Genomic DNA, 18,952 nt, shown 5'->3' with positions numbered 1-18,952 from the left:
AACAACTGTGTAGATAATACGTTAGTATAATTGCCCATCGGAAACATTTAGAGTATAGTGCCGGCAGGTCGCGTCAAGATGACCGCCACCCCTCACTTTCCATGGAAAAGTCTATGAGTATCACCAAGCGCTTGATCTTGACCTTGTCGGTGGCCTTGCTGGCCCTGATTTTCGTTGGCGTCACTGGCCTGTCCCAGCTGTCCAACGCCCACCATCGCCTCGACATGGTGCAAACCCGTTTGATCCCGAGCATCGAAGGACTCAATTCCGCCAAGAGCTTTGCCGCCGCCACCCGCCTGGCCGGTTATCGCCTGTCGGTCTTCTCCAACCTGGCAGACAAGACGGACCTGGACAAGGCCTACAACGACGCCCACGCCAGGTTCGACGAGGTGCTGGCCAACTACGAGAAAAACCGCATCTTCGACGACACCGACCGCAAGATGCTGGAGCAGGACAAGCAGAACATGGCAGCCTACCGCCAGGCGTTGGTGCCATTCATCGCGGGCGCCCACGCCGGCGACATGGACGCCGTGCGCGCCACGCTGATGCCCGGCACGCCGCTGGCGCTCACCGCCGCTGCGCTGACCAAGGGTTTCGATGACCACATCGCCTATAACAACAAGCTCATTGCCAATGTGCGCGACGAGAGCGTGGCCGCCTACGATTTTGCGTTTACGCTCTTGGTAAGCGTGGTGGCGCTGGCGCTGCTGGTGACTGGCGCGCTGGCCTGGCAGCTGTATAAGCTGATCAAGGGCAGCCTGGAATCGATCCGCAGCACGCTGGTGCACGTGAGCGAAACGCTGGACCTGACGCGCAAGATCCCGGTCGCGCGCATGGACGAAATCGGCCAGACCGCGGTGGCTTTCAACCAGCTGCTGACGCAGATCGGCCGCGTGATCGACACCGTGCGCGCATCCACCAGCGCGGTCGGTTCGGCCTCGAACCAGATCGCAGCCGGCACCGGCGACCTGGCGCAGCGCACCGCCACCCAGGCGGCAGCGCTGGAACAGACGTCCGCCAGCATGCACCAGCTGACGTCCACCGTCGGCCAGAACGCCGACAATGCGCGCCAGGCCAACCAGCTGGCGCTTTCGGCCTCGCAGGTGGCCTCCGAGGGCGGCGCGGTGGTGGAGCAGGTGGTGGTGACCATGGGGTCGATCAACGAATCGTCGCGCAAGATCGTGGACATCATCTCGGTCATCGACGGCATCGCTTTCCAGACCAATATCCTGGCCCTGAACGCGGCCGTGGAAGCGGCGCGCGCCGGTGAGCAGGGCCGTGGCTTTGCCGTGGTAGCGAGCGAAGTGCGCAACCTGGCGCAGCGCTCGGCGGCCGCCGCGAAAGAGATCAAGACCCTGATCGACGACTCGGTGGAAAAGGTAGGCTCGGGCACCAGGCTGGTGGAGCAGGCCGGCACCACCATGCATGACGTGGTCTCGAGCATCCGCCAGGTGACCGACATCGTGGGCGAAATCAGCGCCGCCACGCAAGAGCAGAACGACGGCATCGCCCAGATCCACAAGGCCATCACCGAGATGGACGGCACCACGCAACAGAACTCCGCGCTGGTGGAAGAAACCGCTGCCGCCGCCGAGACCTTGCGCGAGCAGGCCGACATGCTGGAGCAGACGGTGGCTGCGTTTACCATCGCGGCCGGGCAGGGCGCCAAGACGGTGATGAAGCCGGCGCCGGTGAAACCGGTCGCGCGCGTTGCGGCCAAGGCGCAACCGAAGCTGAAAGCGCCGGCTACCGCTGCCGATGAGTGGGAAGCGTTTTAACCGTCGGCTTTGGACTATCAGGCTGGCAGTGCGCGATGCACGCCAAGCTTGGGTCCGGCCGCATCGAGTACCGCCAGCAGCGCTCGGCAACGTTCGCCATGCCCTGCGCTTCGGCAACATGGCGTAACGCCGCCAGCAGTCCCTGACGACCGCCTTCTTTGTCTGCATCTTCCAGGGCTGCTGCGAGGTATTCATCGACCAGTGCTGGATCCTCTCGCAGCAGTTCCACGACTGCATCGTCGTGCGGGCGGGACGAATTACTCATATTGCATTTCTCCTGTTCCAGTCTTTCCAGTCGGTCAACGGTTTGCAGTCGCCAAAACTTCCGGCAATCATGCGTTGCAGTCTGACCAGTATCCGCGCGCGGGCCTGTCGATCAGCCAGACTTTACATTCACAGCCTGATTGTTCCCATTTAACTGTCGCCCAAGTTATTGGATGGGTTAAAGTTCGATTAGTTCGCCTAACCAGGCCCCAAACGATGACCCCACCACAATGATAAAAAAGCTTGCAGCACTGTTGGTCTTCACCGTGGTCGCAAGCCAGGCCCTGGCGCAACCAGTTGCCCACCCGCGCGGCGGCGTCGATCCGTTGGCAGCCGACATCGACGCGCGCGATGCGCAGCGCTTCGCCCTCTTGCTGAAGGACGGCGCCGTACCCACCGCAGAGATGCTGCAGCGCGACTACCTTGACGGCGCTGGAGCTGGCGTCGGCATCTTCACGCCCATGCGCATCGTCGACGCCAGGCGCCTGGCGCGCGCGGTGGCCGCCAGGACCGACAATTATCGCTACGCGATCAGGGAGTGCCTGCCGCAGTTGCCAGCACTGCGCAGCGACCTGCGGGCGATCTACCTCGCTTTCGCCGGTTTGCTGCCGGAACGTCCGTTGCCGGCGATTCACGTGGTCTTCGGCGCTGGTAACTCGGGCGGCACTGCCAGCCGGGACGCGCAAGTGATCGGCCTGGAAGTGACCTGCTTGCCGGGCACCACTCCCGAACAGTTCCGCACCAGGATGCGCGCGTTCTTCGCCCACGAGACGGTGCACACCTGGCAGCGTGACGACACGCCGCAAGCCGCAGCCGATCCCCTGCTGAACCAGGCGTTGCTCGAGGGTGTCGCCGATTACCTGGCGAGCCTGGTCACGGGCGAAGTGCCGGATCGGCAGCGCGATGGGTGGGCCCGAGAGCGTGAGCCATGGCTGTGGCAGGAGTTCCAGCGCGATCGCCTGGCCATGCAAAAAGACAGCGCCAGCCTGGCCAACCCGATGGCTGACAGTCGCTTCCGGCGCTGGTTCACCAATTACGGATCGGCGCCAGCAGGGTGGCCTCACGAAGCCGGCTACTGGATCGGCATGCGCATCGCGGAAGCCTACGTGGCACACTCGCCGGATCCGCGCGCCGCCATCGGCGAGCTGCTCGCGTTGCGTGATCCGGCGGCCATCCTGAAAGCCAGCGGCTATGCACCGTGAACAACGAGAGGCGATCGCACGCGATTCGGAATGGTTCAGGTGGGCGCTGCACAGCCTTGCCGAGGCGGTGTCGACATGGCCGGAGTTAGCCACCTTGGCGCGAACCAGGAACAAGCGTTATGTTGAGAAGAGTGATTTGCTTTAATTGCAACCTTTGCCCACACTGCGCAATGACACGTCTCTCATCCATCAGGAAAACCATGAAGCTTGGCCCATCACTGCTGCTTGCCCTGGCAATCTCGTCGCCGTCGTTCTCGTACGCCCAGGCTACCTGTCCCGCCACGCTGAAATGGACAGACGCCACTGACGTCGAGCGCACCACCGCAAAAAAGGGCCGCGTGTGGAAAGCCAAGGTCGAGAACTACACGAATGCCTCGGTGGCACATCTGGATGTCGACGGCAAACAAGCGGCGATCATCACCATATTGCCCAGCAATTCAAGCGATACCATCCGCCTGACTTCCGGCCCGGACAAACCCAATCCCGCCGTGTTTTCCGAAATCTCCATGCTGCTTGCGCCTCCCATGACGCGCGGAGACTGGCCCAGGATGAAAAGCCCGTGCGCATTGGCCGATGGCGCCGGCATCGACTTCGACGAAACCGATATCCCGGGTCTGGAACACGCAAAGGGCGAGGATGGACCGACAGTAACAGGCACCATCAAGCGCGAAGGTCTGAACATCACCTATTCGATGGAAGCCGATGGCAAGGAAAGCTGGCAAGGGCGCCTCGGTTACGCGCCGGCCGCAAAAGAAATCGACCCGAACACCGATGTCCAAGGCTGGCATGTGTTCCGTGGCAGGGATTACGTGGAAACGCTGCCAGCCGGGCAGCCAGTGGCGCTTGGCACGGTCATCAAGAAGTGACCAGGAAGTGACCAGGAAGTGACTAAGGAATGAGCTGATCCAGATTGCCCTGGTCGAAGATCAGGGTCTTGACCGGCCCGTCCACCTGCACATTGACGGTGTTCTTCTGCGTTGGAATCAGGTCCGTCAGCACCGCGTTATGGATACGCGATCCGGCAGCCAAACGTGTGCGGGCAATCTCCTGGAAGATCACCACGCTGTCCGCATCGGCCTTCATGCCGATCCAGGTGAGCGGCAGGCGTTCGCCCTTGCGGCCCGACACGGTGAACTGCTGTTCGGCGTACTTGCGCAGCAGCGCTTCGCTGCCCGGCTGGCCGAGGTCCACCACGCGGCCGGCCTGCCTGGTGAGCAGCGTGGCCACGTCGTGCGCAGTGTAGGTATGGACGATCTCGGTGCTGCCGGTGCGCTCGTTGTAGCTGATGTCGGCGATGCCCATGTGGTAGTTATGGGCGCTTGCCGCCGCGCTGGAGAACGCCAGCACGGCGGCGGCGCAGCGGATAACGCTGCGCAGCATCAGTTGCCCGCTTCGGCCTTGGACTTGTCGTCCTTGGCTTTCAGGGGGGTATTGTAGTCGCGCATCAGGTTGACCTTGTCACGCTCGGTCTTGAACAGCTCCAGGCGCGACTGGGTCGGTTTGCGCGGCCAGGCGTTGTTGCTGGTGTCGATATCGGCGGTTTCCCAGTACGGGTCCTGGGTCAGGCCCACCATCGGCTCGTCGGTGACGATCAGCTTGGTGATCTTCTTCGGCGAGTAGCGCCATACTTCGGCAGGCACGCGCTCAATGTATTTCTTGCCGCTCTTGAGTTCAATCTCGAGGATGAGCGGCATCACCAGCCCGCCCACGTTGGAGAAGTCCACCAAATACAGGTGCTTGCCCTGGTCGAGCAGCTGCTTTTCCCACGGTTCGAGTTTGCCCACCGATTCGGCATACGTGTTGCGGTCCTTGTTGGTCACCGTGAACTCGTCATGCTCGTTGTAGAAGTCCTTCAGTTCCGGGTGGGCGTCGGTGCGCTTCGGAATCGACTTGTTCAACTGCTGCGAAATCGACACTGGCTGCGCTTCCTTCTGCGCGCGGCGCCATGCCTTTTCCTTTTCCGGGTCTTGCGTGTTGACGCCGTACTCGCTGATGCCATCGACGCTGATGTCGACCGGGTCGGTGGTGTAGAACCAGCCACGCCAGAACCAGTCGAGGTCCGTGCCCGATGCGTCTTCCATGGTGCGGAAGAAATCGGCCGGGGTGGGGCGCTTGAACTTCCAGCGCTGGGCGTATTCCTTGAACGCGTAGTCGAACAGCTCGCGGCCCAGGATGGTCTCGCGCAGGATGTTCAGTGCGGTGGCCGGCTTGGCGTAGGCGTTGTTCCCGAACTGCAGCAACGACTCCGAGTTGGTCATGATCGGCACCTGGTTCTGGCTGCGCATGTAGTCGACGATGTTGCGCGGCTCGCCACGCCGTGACGGATAATTGTCTTCCCAGGCCTGTTCTGCCAGGTACTGCACGAAGGTGTTGAGGCCTTCATCCATCCAGGTCCACTGGCGCTCGTCGGAGTTGACGATCATCGGGTAGTAGTTGTGGCCCACTTCGTGGATGATCACGCCGATCAGGCCATACTTGGTCTGCTGCGAGTACGAGATTTCGCCGGTCTTCTTGTCCTTGGTCGGACGCGGACCGTTGAACGAGATCATCGGATACTCCATGCCGCCCACCGGGCCGTTGACCGAGATCGCGGTCGGATACGGGTAGTCGAAGCTGAACTTGTTGTACTGCTCGATGGTGTGGATGATCGCCTGGGTGCTGTACTTCTCCCACAGCGGGTTGCCTTCCTTCGGATAGTAGGACATGGCCAGCACATTGGTGCCGCCCTTCTTGTAGCCCTGTGCATCCCAGACGAACTTGCGGCTCGACGCCCAGGCGAAGTCGCGCACGTTGGCGGCCTTGAAGTGCCAGGTTTTCGCGGCGGTGCTCACCGATTTTTCGGCCTGCTCGGCTTCGGCCTGGGTGACGATGACCACCGGCTTGTCCGACGTCTTGGCCTTGGCCAGGCGGTCGCGCTGCGCTGCGGTCAAGACGTCGCCGGGGTTTTGCAGTTCGCCGGTGGAAGCGACCACGTGGTCGGCCGGCACCGTCAGTTTCACATCATAGTCGCCGAATTCCAGCGTGAATTCGCCAGCGCCCAGGAACTGCTTGTGCTGCCAGCCCGTGACGTCGTAGTAGGCGGCCATGCGCGGGAACCACTGGGCGATCTCGAACAGGTCGTTCTTGTCCGCTTCAAAATGCTCGTAGCCGGAGCGGCCGCCCAGCACCAGCTGCTCGTTGATGTTGTACGACCAGTCGATATTGAAGCTGTAGGTCTGGCCCGGCTTCAATGGCGCTGGCAGGTCGATGCGCATCATGGTGCGGTTGATGACGTGCCTGAGCGGCTGGCCGCCGGCGGTGACGGCGCTGATCTTGAAGCCGCCGTCGAAGTCGCGGCCGGCCAGCACGCCGCGCAGGCCTTCGAACTTGAAGCCGTCTTCGGCGCCGCGCGGCTTGGTCCACGCTTCACGCGATGGCTGCGTGAGCATCATGCGGGCGTCGGAATCCTTCTTGTAGATGTTCTGGTCGAGCTGCACCCACAGGTAGGTGAGGGTGTCGGGCGAATTGTTGTGATAGCGGATCTGCTCCGTGCCGGTGATGGCGCGCTTCGACTCGTCCAGCGTGGCGCGGATGGTGTAGTCGGCGCGCTGCTGCCAGTAGGCCGCGCCGGGGGCGCCGGAGGCCGTGCGATAGGTATTGGCGGTAGGGAGAACTTCATCCAGTTGACGGAACTTGTCGTCGAAAGGTTCGGCCGCAAAGGCGGACACGGTCAGGCATAAGGCCATCAGGCCGAAGGTTGTACGCATAGTTTGGATTCCTGCTCTTTGCCCGAAGAAAAGGAGCTAGTGTATCGCAACCATCTGAACTATTTCCCGCAGATACAATAATATACAAACCAACATACGGTTTACCTGGTTAGGCACCTGTGCGGTGCAAAAATGGCGCATCCTGGCTCGGGACGCACCATTTTTGCCCAGGCCCGATCAGCGTTTTTTGCCTGCCACCGCGTCCTGGAACTGGAACCGGGCGTCGTCCGGCGCGGCGATGGTATGCGGCGCCACGTCCAGCAGCATCACCGGCGAGCCAGCGCCCGGCTGCGCCTTTTGCCAGTTCGGCAGGCCGGCGCCATTCGGATTGCCGGTCTTGATGAAGTTGGCGAAGTAGCCCTGCATCTGCTGCGACAGCACCCGGTCGTCGAGCGTCCACGCATAGGTCTTGTTGCCGTCGAGGTTGCCGAGCGCGTATTCGATTTCCGCCGAATGGGACGCGCCCGGGTCGCCCGGCCGCGCGCGCGTGTAGAGGTAGCGCCAGACCGGTTTGCCGCTGTTGCGCGCGTGGCTGTCAATCCAGTTCCAGGTGCCGTACGAGATGAAGCGGTCGCTGGCCAGGTTGACGGCGGCCGCAGTCACGTCGTTGGCCGACGCGCCATCGCCCAGGTAAGCCTGACGTGCGGTGTCGGCCTGGTCGCCGTAGAGTTTTTGCAGCGCGGACGTGAAGTTCTCGACGGTTGGCTCGTTCTCGCCCAGCACCTGTTTGGCCGACCCTTCGTGCGAGTTCCAGCCGGCCAGCAGCGGCACCCTGGCTTGCTGCCCGGCTGCGTACAGCAGGTCCGGCGCGCGTGGCAGCACGTAGCCATCTTCGATCACGAAGAAACCGGTGCGAGCGTTGGACATGGCATCGAGCAGTTGTTGGGCGGGCATGGCGCGCAGCGCCGCCAGGTTGGGCGCACCGATTTTTGCCGCAAACGCGGCGCCGGCCCGTTCGCCATCGGCCAGCTTCTGTGGCGCGAACAGGCCTAGCAGCGAACCGCTCTCGCCGATGGCGCCGGCGATCAGCCCCTTGGCCAGTGGCGAGATCATTTGCGCGCTGACCGAGAACGAACCGGCCGATTCGCCGGCGATGGTTACGCGCGCCGGGTCGCCGCCGAATGCCGCGATATTCTTGTTCACCCATTGCAGCGCTGCCGCCTGGTCCATCAGGCCGTAATTGCCCGACGCCTTGTGCGGCGATTCGGCTGTCAGCTCCGGGTGCGCCAGGAAGCCGAACACGTTGAGGCGGTAGTTGACGGTGACGGTAACGATGCCCTTGGCGGCCATGGCGGCGCCGTCGTAGCGCGGCTCCGAGCTGTCGCCGGCGGCAAAGCCGCCGCCGTAGAAATATACGAGCACCGGCAGTTTCGATGCCTTCACCTTGGGCGGCGGCACCGGCGTCCACACGTTCAAATACAGCGAGTCTTCGCTGCTGGTATCGGAGCGGAATACCATGTCGGCAAACAGCGGCAACTGCATCGGGCGCGGCCCGAACTGCGTGGCCGCGCGTACGCCGCGCCATTTTGCTGCCGGCTGCGGCGCCCTCCAGCGCAAGTCGCCCACCGGCGGCGCTGCGTACGGAATGCCCTTGTACGAGGTCACGCCACTGGGTTCCATCGCGCCTTCGACCACGCCGCTGGCGGTGATGGCGCGCGGGGCCTTGGCAGGTGAGGTCTGGGCGGCGGCAGGCAGGGACGCCAGCGCCAGGGCGCTGGCGGCGAACAGGAGGTGGGCGGGTCGGTTCATGTCGTATCGTGGATGAGGAAAACGACAACTATACTCCTGCCCGCTTTCAGGTGCGTGGCGGCAGGGTGCGCTGGCGAACATACAGGGCACTCACCGGTTGCTACGATCAGCTCATCAACAACATCATTCAACAACAATCATAACGAGGTCCATCATGGCAAGCGCAAAACAAGTCCTGGTCGTAGACGACAATGTCGAAATGGTGGAAATGCTGTCGGCCATGCTGCAGCACCACGGTTACGAAACCGCGTCCGCCCACAACGGCTACGAGGCCTGCGACTGGGTGCGCGAAGGGATGCCGCGCGCGATCATCATGGACCTGGGCATGCCCTGGATGGACGGCTTTGGCGCGGTGCGCGCAATTCGCCGCATGCCGGGCGCCGAAGCGCTGCCGATCATTGCGCTTACCGGTTCGGCCGACAGCGACTCGGCCAAGAAAGCGGTGGCTGCCGGCTTTACCCAGCACTTCTCGAAGCCGCTCAACTTCGACCACCTGAACCACTACCTCAATACCCTCAACTGATCACACCTGCGGCGCGGCCTGGCGCTTGCCGGCCGTGCCTGCGAATACCAGCAGCAGGCCGGCTGCCGCCAGCACGGCGCCCGCCACGGGAATCGCCGCATAACCGAATCCTGCCGAAATCACAGCGCTGCCCACTGCCGCGCCCAGCGCGTTGCCCAGGTTGAACGCTCCCACGTTGACCGACGACGCCAGCCCCGGCGCCTCGGCTGCCGCGTGCATCACGCGGATCTGCACCGGCGGCACCAGCGCGAACGCCGCCGCGCCCCATAATGTCAACCCGATCAAAGCCCCCCAGTGGCTGCCCAGCAGCAGCGGCAGCGCCAGCATGATCGCGGCCAGCGACGCCAGGAAAATCTTGGTGGCGCCGTCGAGCGACCAGTCTGCCAGCTTGCCGCCGATGCCGTTACCGATGGTGAAACCTACGCCGATCAGCACCAGCGCCAGCGTGATGAACAGCTGCGAAGCACCCGTGAGCGTGGTGAGCACCGGCGCCACGTAGGTGTACATCGTAAACATCGCCGCCGAACCCATGACGGTGGTGGCCATCGCCATCAACACCACCGGGCGCGCCAGCACCCGCAGTTCCTTGCCGATGTTTGGCATCGCGCCTTTTTCGCCGCGCGGCAGGGCCAGCACCAGCGCCACCATCGCCAGCAGTCCCAGGCCGGCGGTGCCGGCAAAGGCCATGCGCCAGCCGATTTGCTGGCCGATCCAGGTAGCGGCCGGCACCCCGCCGATATTGGCGATCGTCAGGCCCATGAACATGGTGGCCACCGCGCTTGCGCGCTTTTCGGGCGCCACCAGGTTGGCCGCGACGACCGAGCCGATGCCGAAGAACGCGCCGTGATTGAGGCTGGTGACCAGGCGCGAGGCGAGCAGCGTCCAGTAACCGGGCGCCATGGCCGAGAGCAGGTTACCGACGACGAAAATCGAGATCAGCGTGAGGAGCGCGTGCTTGGCGCGCAGGCGCGCAAGCAGCAGGGTCATGATCGGCGCGCCGATCATCACGCCCAATGCGTAGGCGCTGATGAGCAGTCCGGCGCTGGGGATGGAGACGTGGACGCCGTCGGCGATCACTGGCAGCAGGCCCATGGGAGCGAACTCCGTGGTGCCGATGCCGAAGGCGCCGACGGCCAGCGCCAGCAGCGGCCAGGTGGGACTGGTATTGGCCATATTATTTCAGCGTCTCCACCAGCACGCGGCCTTCTGAGCCTGCCGGCGGACGCACGCGCAGGATGTTGGCCAGCGTGGGCGCGATGTCCACCACCTCAGCGTACTGGCCGTAGTAGCCCGGCTTGATCCAGCGCTTACCCATGATCATCAACGGCACATTGGTGTCGTAGGCATACGGCGAGCCGTGGGTGGTGCCGGTGGATCCGCTGGCGAAGTACCAGTAGGGGCGCGTGATCACCATCAGGTCGCCCGAGGCTTCGCGGTTCCAGGCGCGGCGCATCAGGGTGGCGATGCGGGTGCCGGTGACGGCGCCGCTTTCGAACTGGGTGCGGGTGAAGGTGTCGCTGATGCCCGGCTGGTGCAGCAGGAACTGGGCAGCGGCGTCTTCCACGTCGGCGTGGCGCAGGCCGGCCTTGTCGGCGGCTGCGTAGTCGAGGTGGATGTTCGGCAGCGACCAGGCGGCGAGCAGCTTGGCGCCGCCGAATTTGTCGGACAGGTGCTGACCCAGCTCTTCCATCAGCTGGTCGCCGTTGATACGCTTCGATTCGCTGCGCTGCTGGTTCGAGAACTCGGCGGTGTTGGCAAAGCCATGGTCGGCGGTGAGCACGACCAGCACGTTGTCCATGCCGATGCGCTGGTCGAGGTAGTTGAAGAATTCACCGAGCATGCGGTCCACGCGCTGCAGGTGGTCGTGCGACAGTTTGCTCTCCGGGCCATAGGCGTGGTTGACGTAGTCGTGCGCCGACAGGCTCACGCCCAGCAGGTCCGGCACGCCGCTGTCGTTGCGGCCCAGGTTTTCGCCTTCCACCGCCGCGCGCGCGAAGTCGAGCGTCAGCTGGTCGAGGTACGGGCCGGTTTTCAGGCTGTTGTAATAGGCCGCGTCGATCTGGCCGCTCTCGCTGTAATAGGTGTACGGCAGGCGGTTATGGCCGCCCGGTTTGGCCGGGGTGAGGTCGTCGCGGGCGTCGCCGGCGTAGGCAGCGTCGGGCAGCAGCGCGCTCCAGGTTTTGCCGTAGTAGCGGTCTTGCGGCTTGCCGGCCAGGTACTGGATGACCCAGGCCGGATGGGCCTGCATATAAAAGGTGCTGCTGGCGAAGTTGCCGGTTTTTTCCATGTACATATAGGGCGTACCGGTTTTACCGGCCAGCAGAATCGCGCCCCGGTCCTTGCCCGATACCGTGATCACCTTGCTGCGGTTGCCCGAGGCGTAGCGCAACTGGTCGCCCAGCGTGTCCACCCGCAGCTTGGTCGGCGCGGTGCCGTCGCTCGGGTCGGTGTGCTCGCCGATATAGGTGTAGTTGGTGTCTTCAGTGCAGTACACCGATTTTTTGGTGACGGGATCGATCCAGTTGTTGCCGATGATGCCGTGCACGTACGGGTAGGCGCCGGTGAGCACCGCCGTGTGGCCGATGGCGGTCACCGTCACGCCGTGGGCCTGGTGGGCGTTGCTGAAGGCGGCGCCTTCGGCCAGCATGCGTCCGAGTCCACCTGTTTTGCCCTTGCCGAACTGGTCGCGGTAGCGCTGCACCTGCTCGTTCGGCAAGCCGTCCACCACCAGCACGACGACCAGCTTCGGTTGCGGCGCAGCGGTGTTGGTAGTGGCGGGAGCGGCGAGGGCGCAAGCGTGCAGCGCGAAGCTGGACGCGGCGATCACGAGGGCGGACAGGGACAGTGATTTCGGCATGGAGGTGGTTTTCAAGTGGATAAGGTGGTAACGAAGTGCAACGGCTGATAGCGTACCATGGGCCGGGCGACAGATTAAGGGATTCATGTGACGGCCTCGTGACATGAAGGCTAGGCATATTGGCAAGGTTACCGTTGGGAAAAGTACACTAATCTCTCTTGAAAGCCGCTAAATTACGTGCCTCTTGGAAAAATTATTGCTAGAATGATGTCGTGAGGAATCTCTCTTCGGGAGCGGGAAAAATGATTACGGTAAACAGTATTGGTGGCGGTACCTTGTCGGCGGCAGTGGCCGTGGAGAAGTCGCAGGGCACCCAGCAGGTCGCGCCGGCGCAGGCGCGTTCGGATGATGACGGCGGCGCCTCGATGGCTGCCTACCTGTCACTGCCAGGGTTTAATGCCGCCAGTGCTGTCGAGACCAGCAACGACACCTCCACCGACGCGCAAGCCGATGGCGGCCAGGCCGCCGCGCTGCAAGCCGTATCGGACTCGGCTGACGATGGTCTGAAACAGGCGCTCAAGGATTTCGACGACGCCCTCAAAAGCCTGTCGCAGCGTCCCGAAACCCAGGTGTTTCGCGCCAGGTTCGGCAGCGAGCCGCTCGCTGAAGACAGCCTGCCGCCACCGGCGCCGCTGCCTGGAATGGACGAGAACGGCTTGCTGCGGATGCCGGGCCGCGACAGCATGTCGGCCGACGCCGACCACGATGGCAAGGTCAGCGAGGAAGAGCTGCGCCGCTACCAGGAACCGCTGACTTACCGTATCGCTGCCGGCGCCGGCCGCCTCGATGCACTGGCCGATGGCCCATCGGCGTTCTCGCTGGTGGAAGCCAACCGCGCGTATGGCGTGGTGTCCGCCGCTGCTGCCGCCGCCTGATCGGCCTGGTTTCGTGAAAACGGGTTTTGCCTGCGCGGCAAAGCCCGTTTTTTTTTCGCCGACCGTCGTGACAATTGAACACCGGCGACGAAAAAAATGCGAATATGTTATCTGATGTTCACCTTTTTCGAGACAGCAGGCTGCGGAGCATGACCTCTCCCGTTCCCTGCAATACGGGAGCCGGTTAATGGATACAAAGTATGTGCGTTGGCGCCTGCAGGCTGCGCTGCTTGCCGTGGTTGCCGGCCTCGGCGGTTGCGCGGTCGGCCCCGACTTCAACACCCCGGCCGCGCCGGCAGCGGACAGCGCCACTTATACCCCCGACCCCTTGCCGGCGCAGACAGCATCGAGCCCCGGGGCTGCCGGTGGCGCCCAGCGCTTTGTCACCGGCATGGATATTCCGGCGCAGTGGTGGTCGGTGTTCCGCTCGCCCGCGCTCGACCAGCTGCTGCGCAATGCGCTGGCGCAAAATCCCGACATGGCCGCAGCCGAGGCGGCGCTGCGCCAGGTGCGCGAAAACTACAACGCCCAGGCGGGCCAGCTGGTGTACCCGGCCGTCAACGGCGCGCTTGGCGCCGGGCGCCAGAAAACCCAGGTGGCCACGCCCGCCGGCAGCCAGGCGACCGTGCTCAATCTGTACAACGCCTCGGTCAACGTCTCGTACACGCCCGACGTGTTCGGCACTACGCGGCGCACGCTGGAAGGCGCGCGGGCAGCGGTGGACTACCAGCGCTACCAGGTGGAAGCGACCTACCTGGCGCTGTCGGCCAACGTGGTCACGGCCGCCATCCAGGAAGCCTCGCTGCGCGCGCAGTTGCAGGCCACGCGCGACGTGCTCGAGGCGCTCACCCGCCAGCAGAGCGTGATCGAAAAGCAGTTCGAGTACGGCGCCATCGCGCGCACCCAGGTGCTCAGCCAGCGCAACCTGGTGGCGCAAACGGCTGCCACCGTGGCGCCGCTGGAAAAAGCGCTGGCGCAAACCCGGCATTTGCTGTCCACCCTGGCCGGCAGGCTGCCGGGGGAGACCGGCATGCCCGAATTTACGCTGGCGTCGCTCACGCTGCCGGAACAACTGCCGGTGTCGCTGCCATCGGCGCTGGTGCGCCAGCGGCCCGACATCCGCGCCAGCGAAGAGCTGCTGCGCCAGGCCAGCGCCGACATCGGCGTGGCCACCGCCGCGCTGTACCCGCAGTTCACCCTGAACGGCAGTTATGGTTCGGCCTCGCCCACCTTCAGCAAGCTGTTCGAGGGCGACAACGCCATCTGGAGTCTCACTGCCGGCCTTACCGCGCCCATCTTCAACGGCGGCGCGCTGCGCGCCCGCAAGCGCGCGTCCGAAGCGGCCTACGATGTGGCGGCGGCGCAGTACCGCGCCACCTTGCTCACGGCGTTCCAGAACGTGGCCGATACCCTGCGCGCGCTTGAATCGGATGCCGCCGCGCTCACCGCGCAAGCCGAGTCCGAGGCGCTGGCGGCGGAAACCCTGGCGCTGTCCGAAGAGCAGTACAAGCTCGGCGCCATCAGCTACCTGTCGCTGCTCGACGCCCAGCGCGTGTTCCAGCAGGCGCATATCAGCCTGGTGCAGGCGCAGGCGGCCCGCTATGCCGATACGGCGGCGCTGTTCCAGGCGCTGGGCGGCGGCTGGTGGAACCGCGCCGATGGCGTGCCGGCCGCCACGCCTGTCTCCACCATGCAGTCCATCAGTCGGAATCCCTAGTACACCTCTATTGCAGGAGAGAGTTTCATGACCAAGCGTATGCTCATCATGGTTGGCTGCGTGATCTTGCTGGTCGCCGCGCTGGCGTTCGGTAAATATCTGCAGATACAAAAACTGATCGCCAGCGCGCCCAAGCCCGGTGCGCAAACGGTCACCGCGATCAAGGTCACGGCGTCAGAATGGCAGCCACAGATCAGCGCGGTGGGCACGCTGGCGCCGGTGCGCGGCGTGGATGTCACCACCGAGATCGCCGGCCTGGTACGCAAGGTCAACTTCAAGTCCGGCGACGAGGTGAAGGCCGGCCAGGTGCTGTTCGAACTCAACGCCGAATCGGACTTGGCGCAGCTGCGCTCGCTGCAGGCGGCGGCCGACCTGGCCGCCACCACGCTCAAGCGCGACAAGCTGCAGCTGGCGGCGCAGGCCATCAGCCAGGCGCAGGTGGACAACGACGAGGCCGAGCTGAAAAGCCGGCAGGCTCTGGCTGCCCAGCAGCAGGCGCTGGTCAACAAGAAAACCATCCGCGCGCCGTTTGCCGGCAAGCTCGGCATCACCGCCGTCAATCCAGGCCAGTACCTCAATCCCGGCGACACGCTGGTCACGCTGCAAACCATCGATACGGTTTATGTCGATTTCTACGTCCCGCAAAAGCAGGTGGCCGAACTGTCGGTGGGCCAGAAGCTCAAGCTCACCAGCGACGGTTATCCGGGCGTGTCGTTTGACGCCAAGGTGACCGCCATCAGCCCGAAGGTGGATGCAGCCACGCGCAACGTGCAGGTGCAGGCCACGGTGCCGAACCAGAAACGCCAGCTGTTGCCGGGCATGTTCGCCAACGTCAGCCTGGAGCAGGGCGCGCTGAAAAAATATCTGACCCTGCCGCAGACGGCAATTACCTACAACCCTTACGGCTCCACGGTGTTCGTGCTCGCGCCTGCGGTTGTTAAAGACCCGGGCAAGGACGCACCCAGGGATGACAAGGGCAATGCGCAGCTGATCGCCCAGCAGGTGTTCGTGACCACCGGTCCCACGCGCGGCGACCAGGTGGCGGTATTGACGGGCGTGAAGGAAGGCCAGACCGTGGTCACCAGCGGCCAGCTGAAACTGAAGAACGGCACCCCGGCGGTGATCAACAACCGCGTGCAGCCGGCCAATAGCCCGAACCCCACGCCGCAGGAACAGTGAGGACGCGCGCGCCATGAACTTTACCGACATCTTCATCAAACGGCCGGTGCTGGCCACCGTGGTCAGCCTGCTGATCGTGGTGCTGGGCCTGCGCTCGTTGTTCAGCCTCCCGGTCAACCAGTATCCGAAAACCCAGAACGCGGTGGTCACCATCTCCACCACCTACTACGGGGCGGACGCGGCCACGGTCGCCGGCTTCATCACCCAGCCGCTGGAAGCGGCCATCGCCCAGGCGCAGGGGATCGACTACCTGTCGTCGTCGTCCAACAGCGGCGTCTCGACCATCACGGCCACGCTGCAGCTGAACTACGACTCGAACAGGGCGCTGACCGAGATCACCACGCAGGTCAACTCGGTGCGCAACCAGCTGCCCGCGCAGGCGCAGCAGCCGGTGATGAGCGTGCAGATGGGGCAGACCACCGACGCCATGTACATGGGCTTTTACAGCGACACGCTGCCCACCAATAACGTCACCGACTACCTGGCGCGGGTAGTCAAACCCAAGCTCGATTCGATCGACGGCGTGCAAACCGCAGAGCTGCTGGGCGCGCGCCAGTTCGCCCTGCGCGCCTGGCTCGACGCCGACAAGATGGCAGCCCACGGCGTCACCGCCGCCGAGGTCAGTGCCGCGCTGGCGGCCAATAACTACCTGGCCGGGCTGGGCGCGTCCAAGGGCCAGATGGTGACGGTGCCGCTCACCGCTGGCACCGACCTGCACACGGTGGAGGAATTCAAGGCGCTGGCCGTGCGCCAGAGCGGCGGCGCCATCGTGCGCCTGGAAGACATCGCCAACGTCACGCTGGGGTCCGAGAACTACGATTTCAATGTCGCCTTCAGCGGCGTGCGCTCGGTCTTTGTCGGCATCAAGGTGGCGCCCGACGCCAACATCCTCGACGTGGCCGAGCGGGTGCGCAAGGTATTCCCGTCCGTCCGCGAGCAGCTGCCGGCCGGGCTTACCGGTGAAATCGTCTACGACTCCACCGAGTTCATCAACACGTCCATCGTCGAGGTGGTCCATACGCTGGTCGAAGCGCTGATCATCGTCACGGTGGTGATTTACCTGTTCCTGGGCAGCCTGCGCGCGGTGATCGTGCCGGTGATCGCCATGCCGCTGTCCCTGATCGGCACCTTCTTCGTGATGCTGATGTTCGGCTATTCGATCAACCTGCTCACGCTGCTGGCGATCGTGCTGGCGATCGGACTGGTGGTCGATGACGCCATCATCGTGGTGGAAAACGTCGACCGCCACATGAAGGAGGGCATGAAGCCGTACGACGCTGCGATCCAGGCCGCGCGCGAACTCGGCAGCCCGATCCTGGCCATGACCGTGGTGCTCATTGCGGTGTACGTGCCGATCGGCTTCCAGGGCGGCTTGACCGGGGCGCTGTTTACCGAGTTCGCCTTCACCCTGGCCGGCGCGGTGGCGGTGTCGGGCATCGTCGCGCTCACGCTCTCGCCCATGATGTGCGCCAAGTTCTTCAACGAGCACCAGGACGAGGGCAAGTTCGTCAAGTTCATCGACCGCACCTTCGCCAGGGTACACGACGGCTACCTGCGCGTGCTGCATCGCCTGCTGGAAACCTGGGCGGTGCTGATCGTGCTGGGCGTAATTCTCACCGGCCTGCTGGGCGTGATGTTCGCCATGTCGCAGTCCGAACTGGCGCCCGAGGAAGACCAGGGCATCGTGCTGGCGCAGGTGGTGGGGGCGCCCACCGCCACGTCGGACCAGATGCAGGCGTATGCGAAAGAGATTTTCGAGATCTCCAAATCGCTGCCCGAGTACGACCAGATGTTCCAGATTACCGGTGTGCCCACCACCAATGCCGGCATCGGCGGCGTGCTGTTCAAGCCGTGGGACAAGCGCAGTCGCTCGGCGCAGGAGATCCAGCAGGAGCTGCAACAGCGCTGGGGCAACGTCGCAGGCGGCCGGGTGGCGGCGTTCCAGTTCCCGGCGCTGCCGGGCAGCTCGGGCCTGCCGGTGCAGTTCGTGATCACCACCACGGAGCCGTTCGAGAACCTCAACACGGTGGCGCAGGCGGTGCTCGACAAGGCCACCAAGGAAGGCAAATTCTATTTTGCCGACGTCGATCTGAAAATCGATTCGCCGCAGGCCAAGGTGGACGTGGACCGCGACAAGCTGGCCACGCTGGGCCTCACGCAACAGGACTTCGGCAACGCCATGGCGGCGGCGCTGGGCGGCGGCTACGTCAACTACTTTTCGATTGCCGGGCGCTCGTACAAGGTGATTCCGCAGGTGCGCCAGGTGGACCGCCTGAATCCTTCCGATGTGCTCAACTTCCACATCAAGACGCCATCGGGCGCGATGATCCCGGCCAGCACCGTGGCCAGCATCTCTTACAGCGTGCAGCCGGAATCTGTCACGCGCTTCCAGCAGCTGAACTCCGCGACCATTTCCGGCGTGTCCGGCGCCTCGCAGGGCGAGATCCTCGAGTACCTGCGCAATGCCGTGGCCGAGGTGGCGCCGTCTGGCTACACCATCGACTATGCCGGTTCGTCGCGCCAGTTCATGAACGAGTCGGGCGGCTTCGGTCTGACCATGGGCTTTGCCGTGATCATCGTGTTCCTGGCGTTGGCCGCACAGTTCGAAAGCTTCCGCGACCCGATCGTGATATTGTTCTCGGTGCCGATGGCGCTGTTCGGCGCGATGATGTTCATCTTCCTCGGCTTCGCCTCGATCAACATCTATACCCAGGTGGGGCTGGTGACCTTGATGGGACTGATCTCCAAGCACGGCATCCTGATCGTGGAGGTGGCTAACCACCTGCGCGAGGCCGGCAAGACCAAGCGCGAGGCGATCGAGGAAGCCGCCGCCACCAGGTTGCGGCCTATTTTGATGACCACCGCGGCCATGGTGTTCGGCGTGGTGCCTTTGGTGATCGCCTCCGGCGCCGGCGCGGCGGGGCGCCATGCGATGGGACTGGTGATCTTTACCGGCCTGTCGATCGGCACCTTGTTTACCTTGTTCGTGGTGCCGGCGATGTATATGTTCCTGGCCGGGGAGCACAAGGCGGCAGGCACCGTTGAACACGCACCGGCATAAC

The 18,952-nt window shown here is 64.0% G+C and carries 14 protein-coding genes; 8 read left to right on the top strand and 6 right to left on the bottom strand.

Going from position 1 to position 18,952, the window contains the following annotated elements; genetic code table 11:
* Window positions 1-113 precede the first annotated feature (113 nt).
* Window positions 114-1,778, top strand: a complete 1,665-nt coding sequence (locus DUPY_RS08625; RefSeq protein WP_070247419.1) for a methyl-accepting chemotaxis protein — start codon at window positions 114-116, stop codon at window positions 1,776-1,778.
* Here DUPY_RS08625 and DUPY_RS28620 read toward each other — a convergent pair.
* A complete protein-coding gene (locus tag DUPY_RS28620) occupies window positions 1,747-2,043 on the bottom strand; it encodes a helix-turn-helix domain-containing transcriptional regulator (protein WP_071651605.1) in 297 nt (98 codons plus the stop codon). The genes DUPY_RS08625 and DUPY_RS28620 overlap by 32 nt on opposite strands.
* Before the next feature lie 229 nt (window positions 2,044-2,272).
* On the opposite strand from DUPY_RS28620, the gene DUPY_RS08620 reads away from it, so the two are divergent.
* Together DUPY_RS08620 and DUPY_RS08615 are read left to right on the top strand one after the other, a co-directional pair.
* A complete protein-coding gene (locus DUPY_RS08620) occupies window positions 2,273-3,244 on the top strand; it encodes a gliding motility protein GldB-related protein (RefSeq protein WP_070247418.1) in 972 nt (323 codons plus the stop codon).
* A 200-nt stretch (window positions 3,245-3,444) separates the two neighbouring features.
* Window positions 3,445-4,110, top strand: a complete 666-nt coding sequence (locus DUPY_RS08615) for a hypothetical protein (RefSeq protein ID WP_070247417.1) — start codon at window positions 3,445-3,447, stop codon at window positions 4,108-4,110.
* Window positions 4,111-4,132: 22 nt separating this feature from the next.
* On the opposite strand, the gene DUPY_RS08610 is transcribed toward DUPY_RS08615, so the two are convergent.
* The 3 genes from DUPY_RS08610 to DUPY_RS08600 all read right to left on the bottom strand — a co-directional run bounded on the left by DUPY_RS08610 (window position 4,133) and on the right by DUPY_RS08600 (window position 8,739).
* Window positions 4,133-4,624 carry a DUF6702 family protein gene (locus tag DUPY_RS08610; RefSeq protein WP_070247416.1) on the bottom strand — a complete coding sequence of 164 codons (492 nt, stop codon included), beginning with the start codon at window positions 4,622-4,624 and terminating at the stop codon, window positions 4,133-4,135.
* The gene (locus tag DUPY_RS08605; RefSeq protein ID WP_070247415.1) at window positions 4,624-6,990 is read right to left on the bottom strand and encodes a M1 family metallopeptidase; all 2,367 of its coding nucleotides are present in this window, start codon (window positions 6,988-6,990) and stop codon (window positions 4,624-4,626) included. The genes DUPY_RS08610 and DUPY_RS08605 overlap by 1 nt, the downstream gene beginning before the upstream one ends.
* 177 nt (window positions 6,991-7,167) lie before the next feature.
* The gene (locus tag DUPY_RS08600; protein WP_070247414.1) at window positions 7,168-8,739 is read right to left on the bottom strand and encodes a carboxylesterase/lipase family protein; all 1,572 of its coding nucleotides are present in this window, start codon (window positions 8,737-8,739) and stop codon (window positions 7,168-7,170) included.
* Between the two features lie 154 nt (window positions 8,740-8,893).
* On the opposite strand from DUPY_RS08600, the gene DUPY_RS08595 reads away from it, so the two are divergent.
* Window positions 8,894-9,262 carry a response regulator gene (locus DUPY_RS08595; protein WP_070247413.1) on the top strand — a complete coding sequence of 123 codons (369 nt, stop codon included), beginning with the start codon at window positions 8,894-8,896 and terminating at the stop codon, window positions 9,260-9,262.
* Here the strand turns inward: DUPY_RS08595 and DUPY_RS08590 are convergent, their stop codons facing one another.
* Both DUPY_RS08590 and DUPY_RS08585 read right to left on the bottom strand, forming a co-directional pair.
* The gene (locus DUPY_RS08590; RefSeq protein WP_070247412.1) at window positions 9,263-10,435 is read right to left on the bottom strand and encodes an MFS transporter; all 1,173 of its coding nucleotides are present in this window, start codon (window positions 10,433-10,435) and stop codon (window positions 9,263-9,265) included.
* A gap of 1 nt (window position 10,436) precedes the next feature.
* Entirely contained in the window at window positions 10,437-12,119 is a 1,683-nt protein-coding gene (locus DUPY_RS08585) for an alkaline phosphatase family protein (protein ID WP_070247411.1), read from the bottom strand.
* 242 nt (window positions 12,120-12,361) lie between these two features.
* Between DUPY_RS08585 and DUPY_RS08580 the strand changes: the two genes are divergently transcribed.
* The 4 genes from DUPY_RS08580 (at window position 12,362) to DUPY_RS08565 (ending at window position 18,951) form a co-directional block, all read left to right on the top strand.
* Window positions 12,362-12,994 carry a hypothetical protein gene (locus DUPY_RS08580; RefSeq protein ID WP_070247410.1) on the top strand — a complete coding sequence of 211 codons (633 nt, stop codon included), beginning with the start codon at window positions 12,362-12,364 and terminating at the stop codon, window positions 12,992-12,994.
* A gap of 187 nt (window positions 12,995-13,181) precedes the next feature.
* The gene (locus DUPY_RS08575; protein WP_070247409.1) at window positions 13,182-14,711 is read left to right on the top strand and encodes an efflux transporter outer membrane subunit; all 1,530 of its coding nucleotides are present in this window, start codon (window positions 13,182-13,184) and stop codon (window positions 14,709-14,711) included.
* A 27-nt stretch (window positions 14,712-14,738) separates the two neighbouring features.
* A complete protein-coding gene (locus tag DUPY_RS08570) occupies window positions 14,739-15,890 on the top strand; it encodes an efflux RND transporter periplasmic adaptor subunit (protein ID WP_070247408.1) in 1,152 nt (383 codons plus the stop codon).
* A 13-nt stretch (window positions 15,891-15,903) separates the two neighbouring features.
* On the top strand, window positions 15,904-18,951 hold the full coding sequence (locus tag DUPY_RS08565) for an efflux RND transporter permease subunit (protein WP_070247407.1): 3,048 nt from the start codon (window positions 15,904-15,906) through the stop codon (window positions 18,949-18,951).
* Window position 18,952 lies beyond the last annotated feature (1 nt).

Source organism: Duganella phyllosphaerae, assembly GCF_001758785.1.
GTDB classification, from domain to species: Bacteria; Pseudomonadota; Gammaproteobacteria; order Burkholderiales; family Burkholderiaceae_D; genus Rugamonas; species Rugamonas phyllosphaerae.
This window is presented reverse-complemented; position numbering and strand designations above follow the sequence as displayed.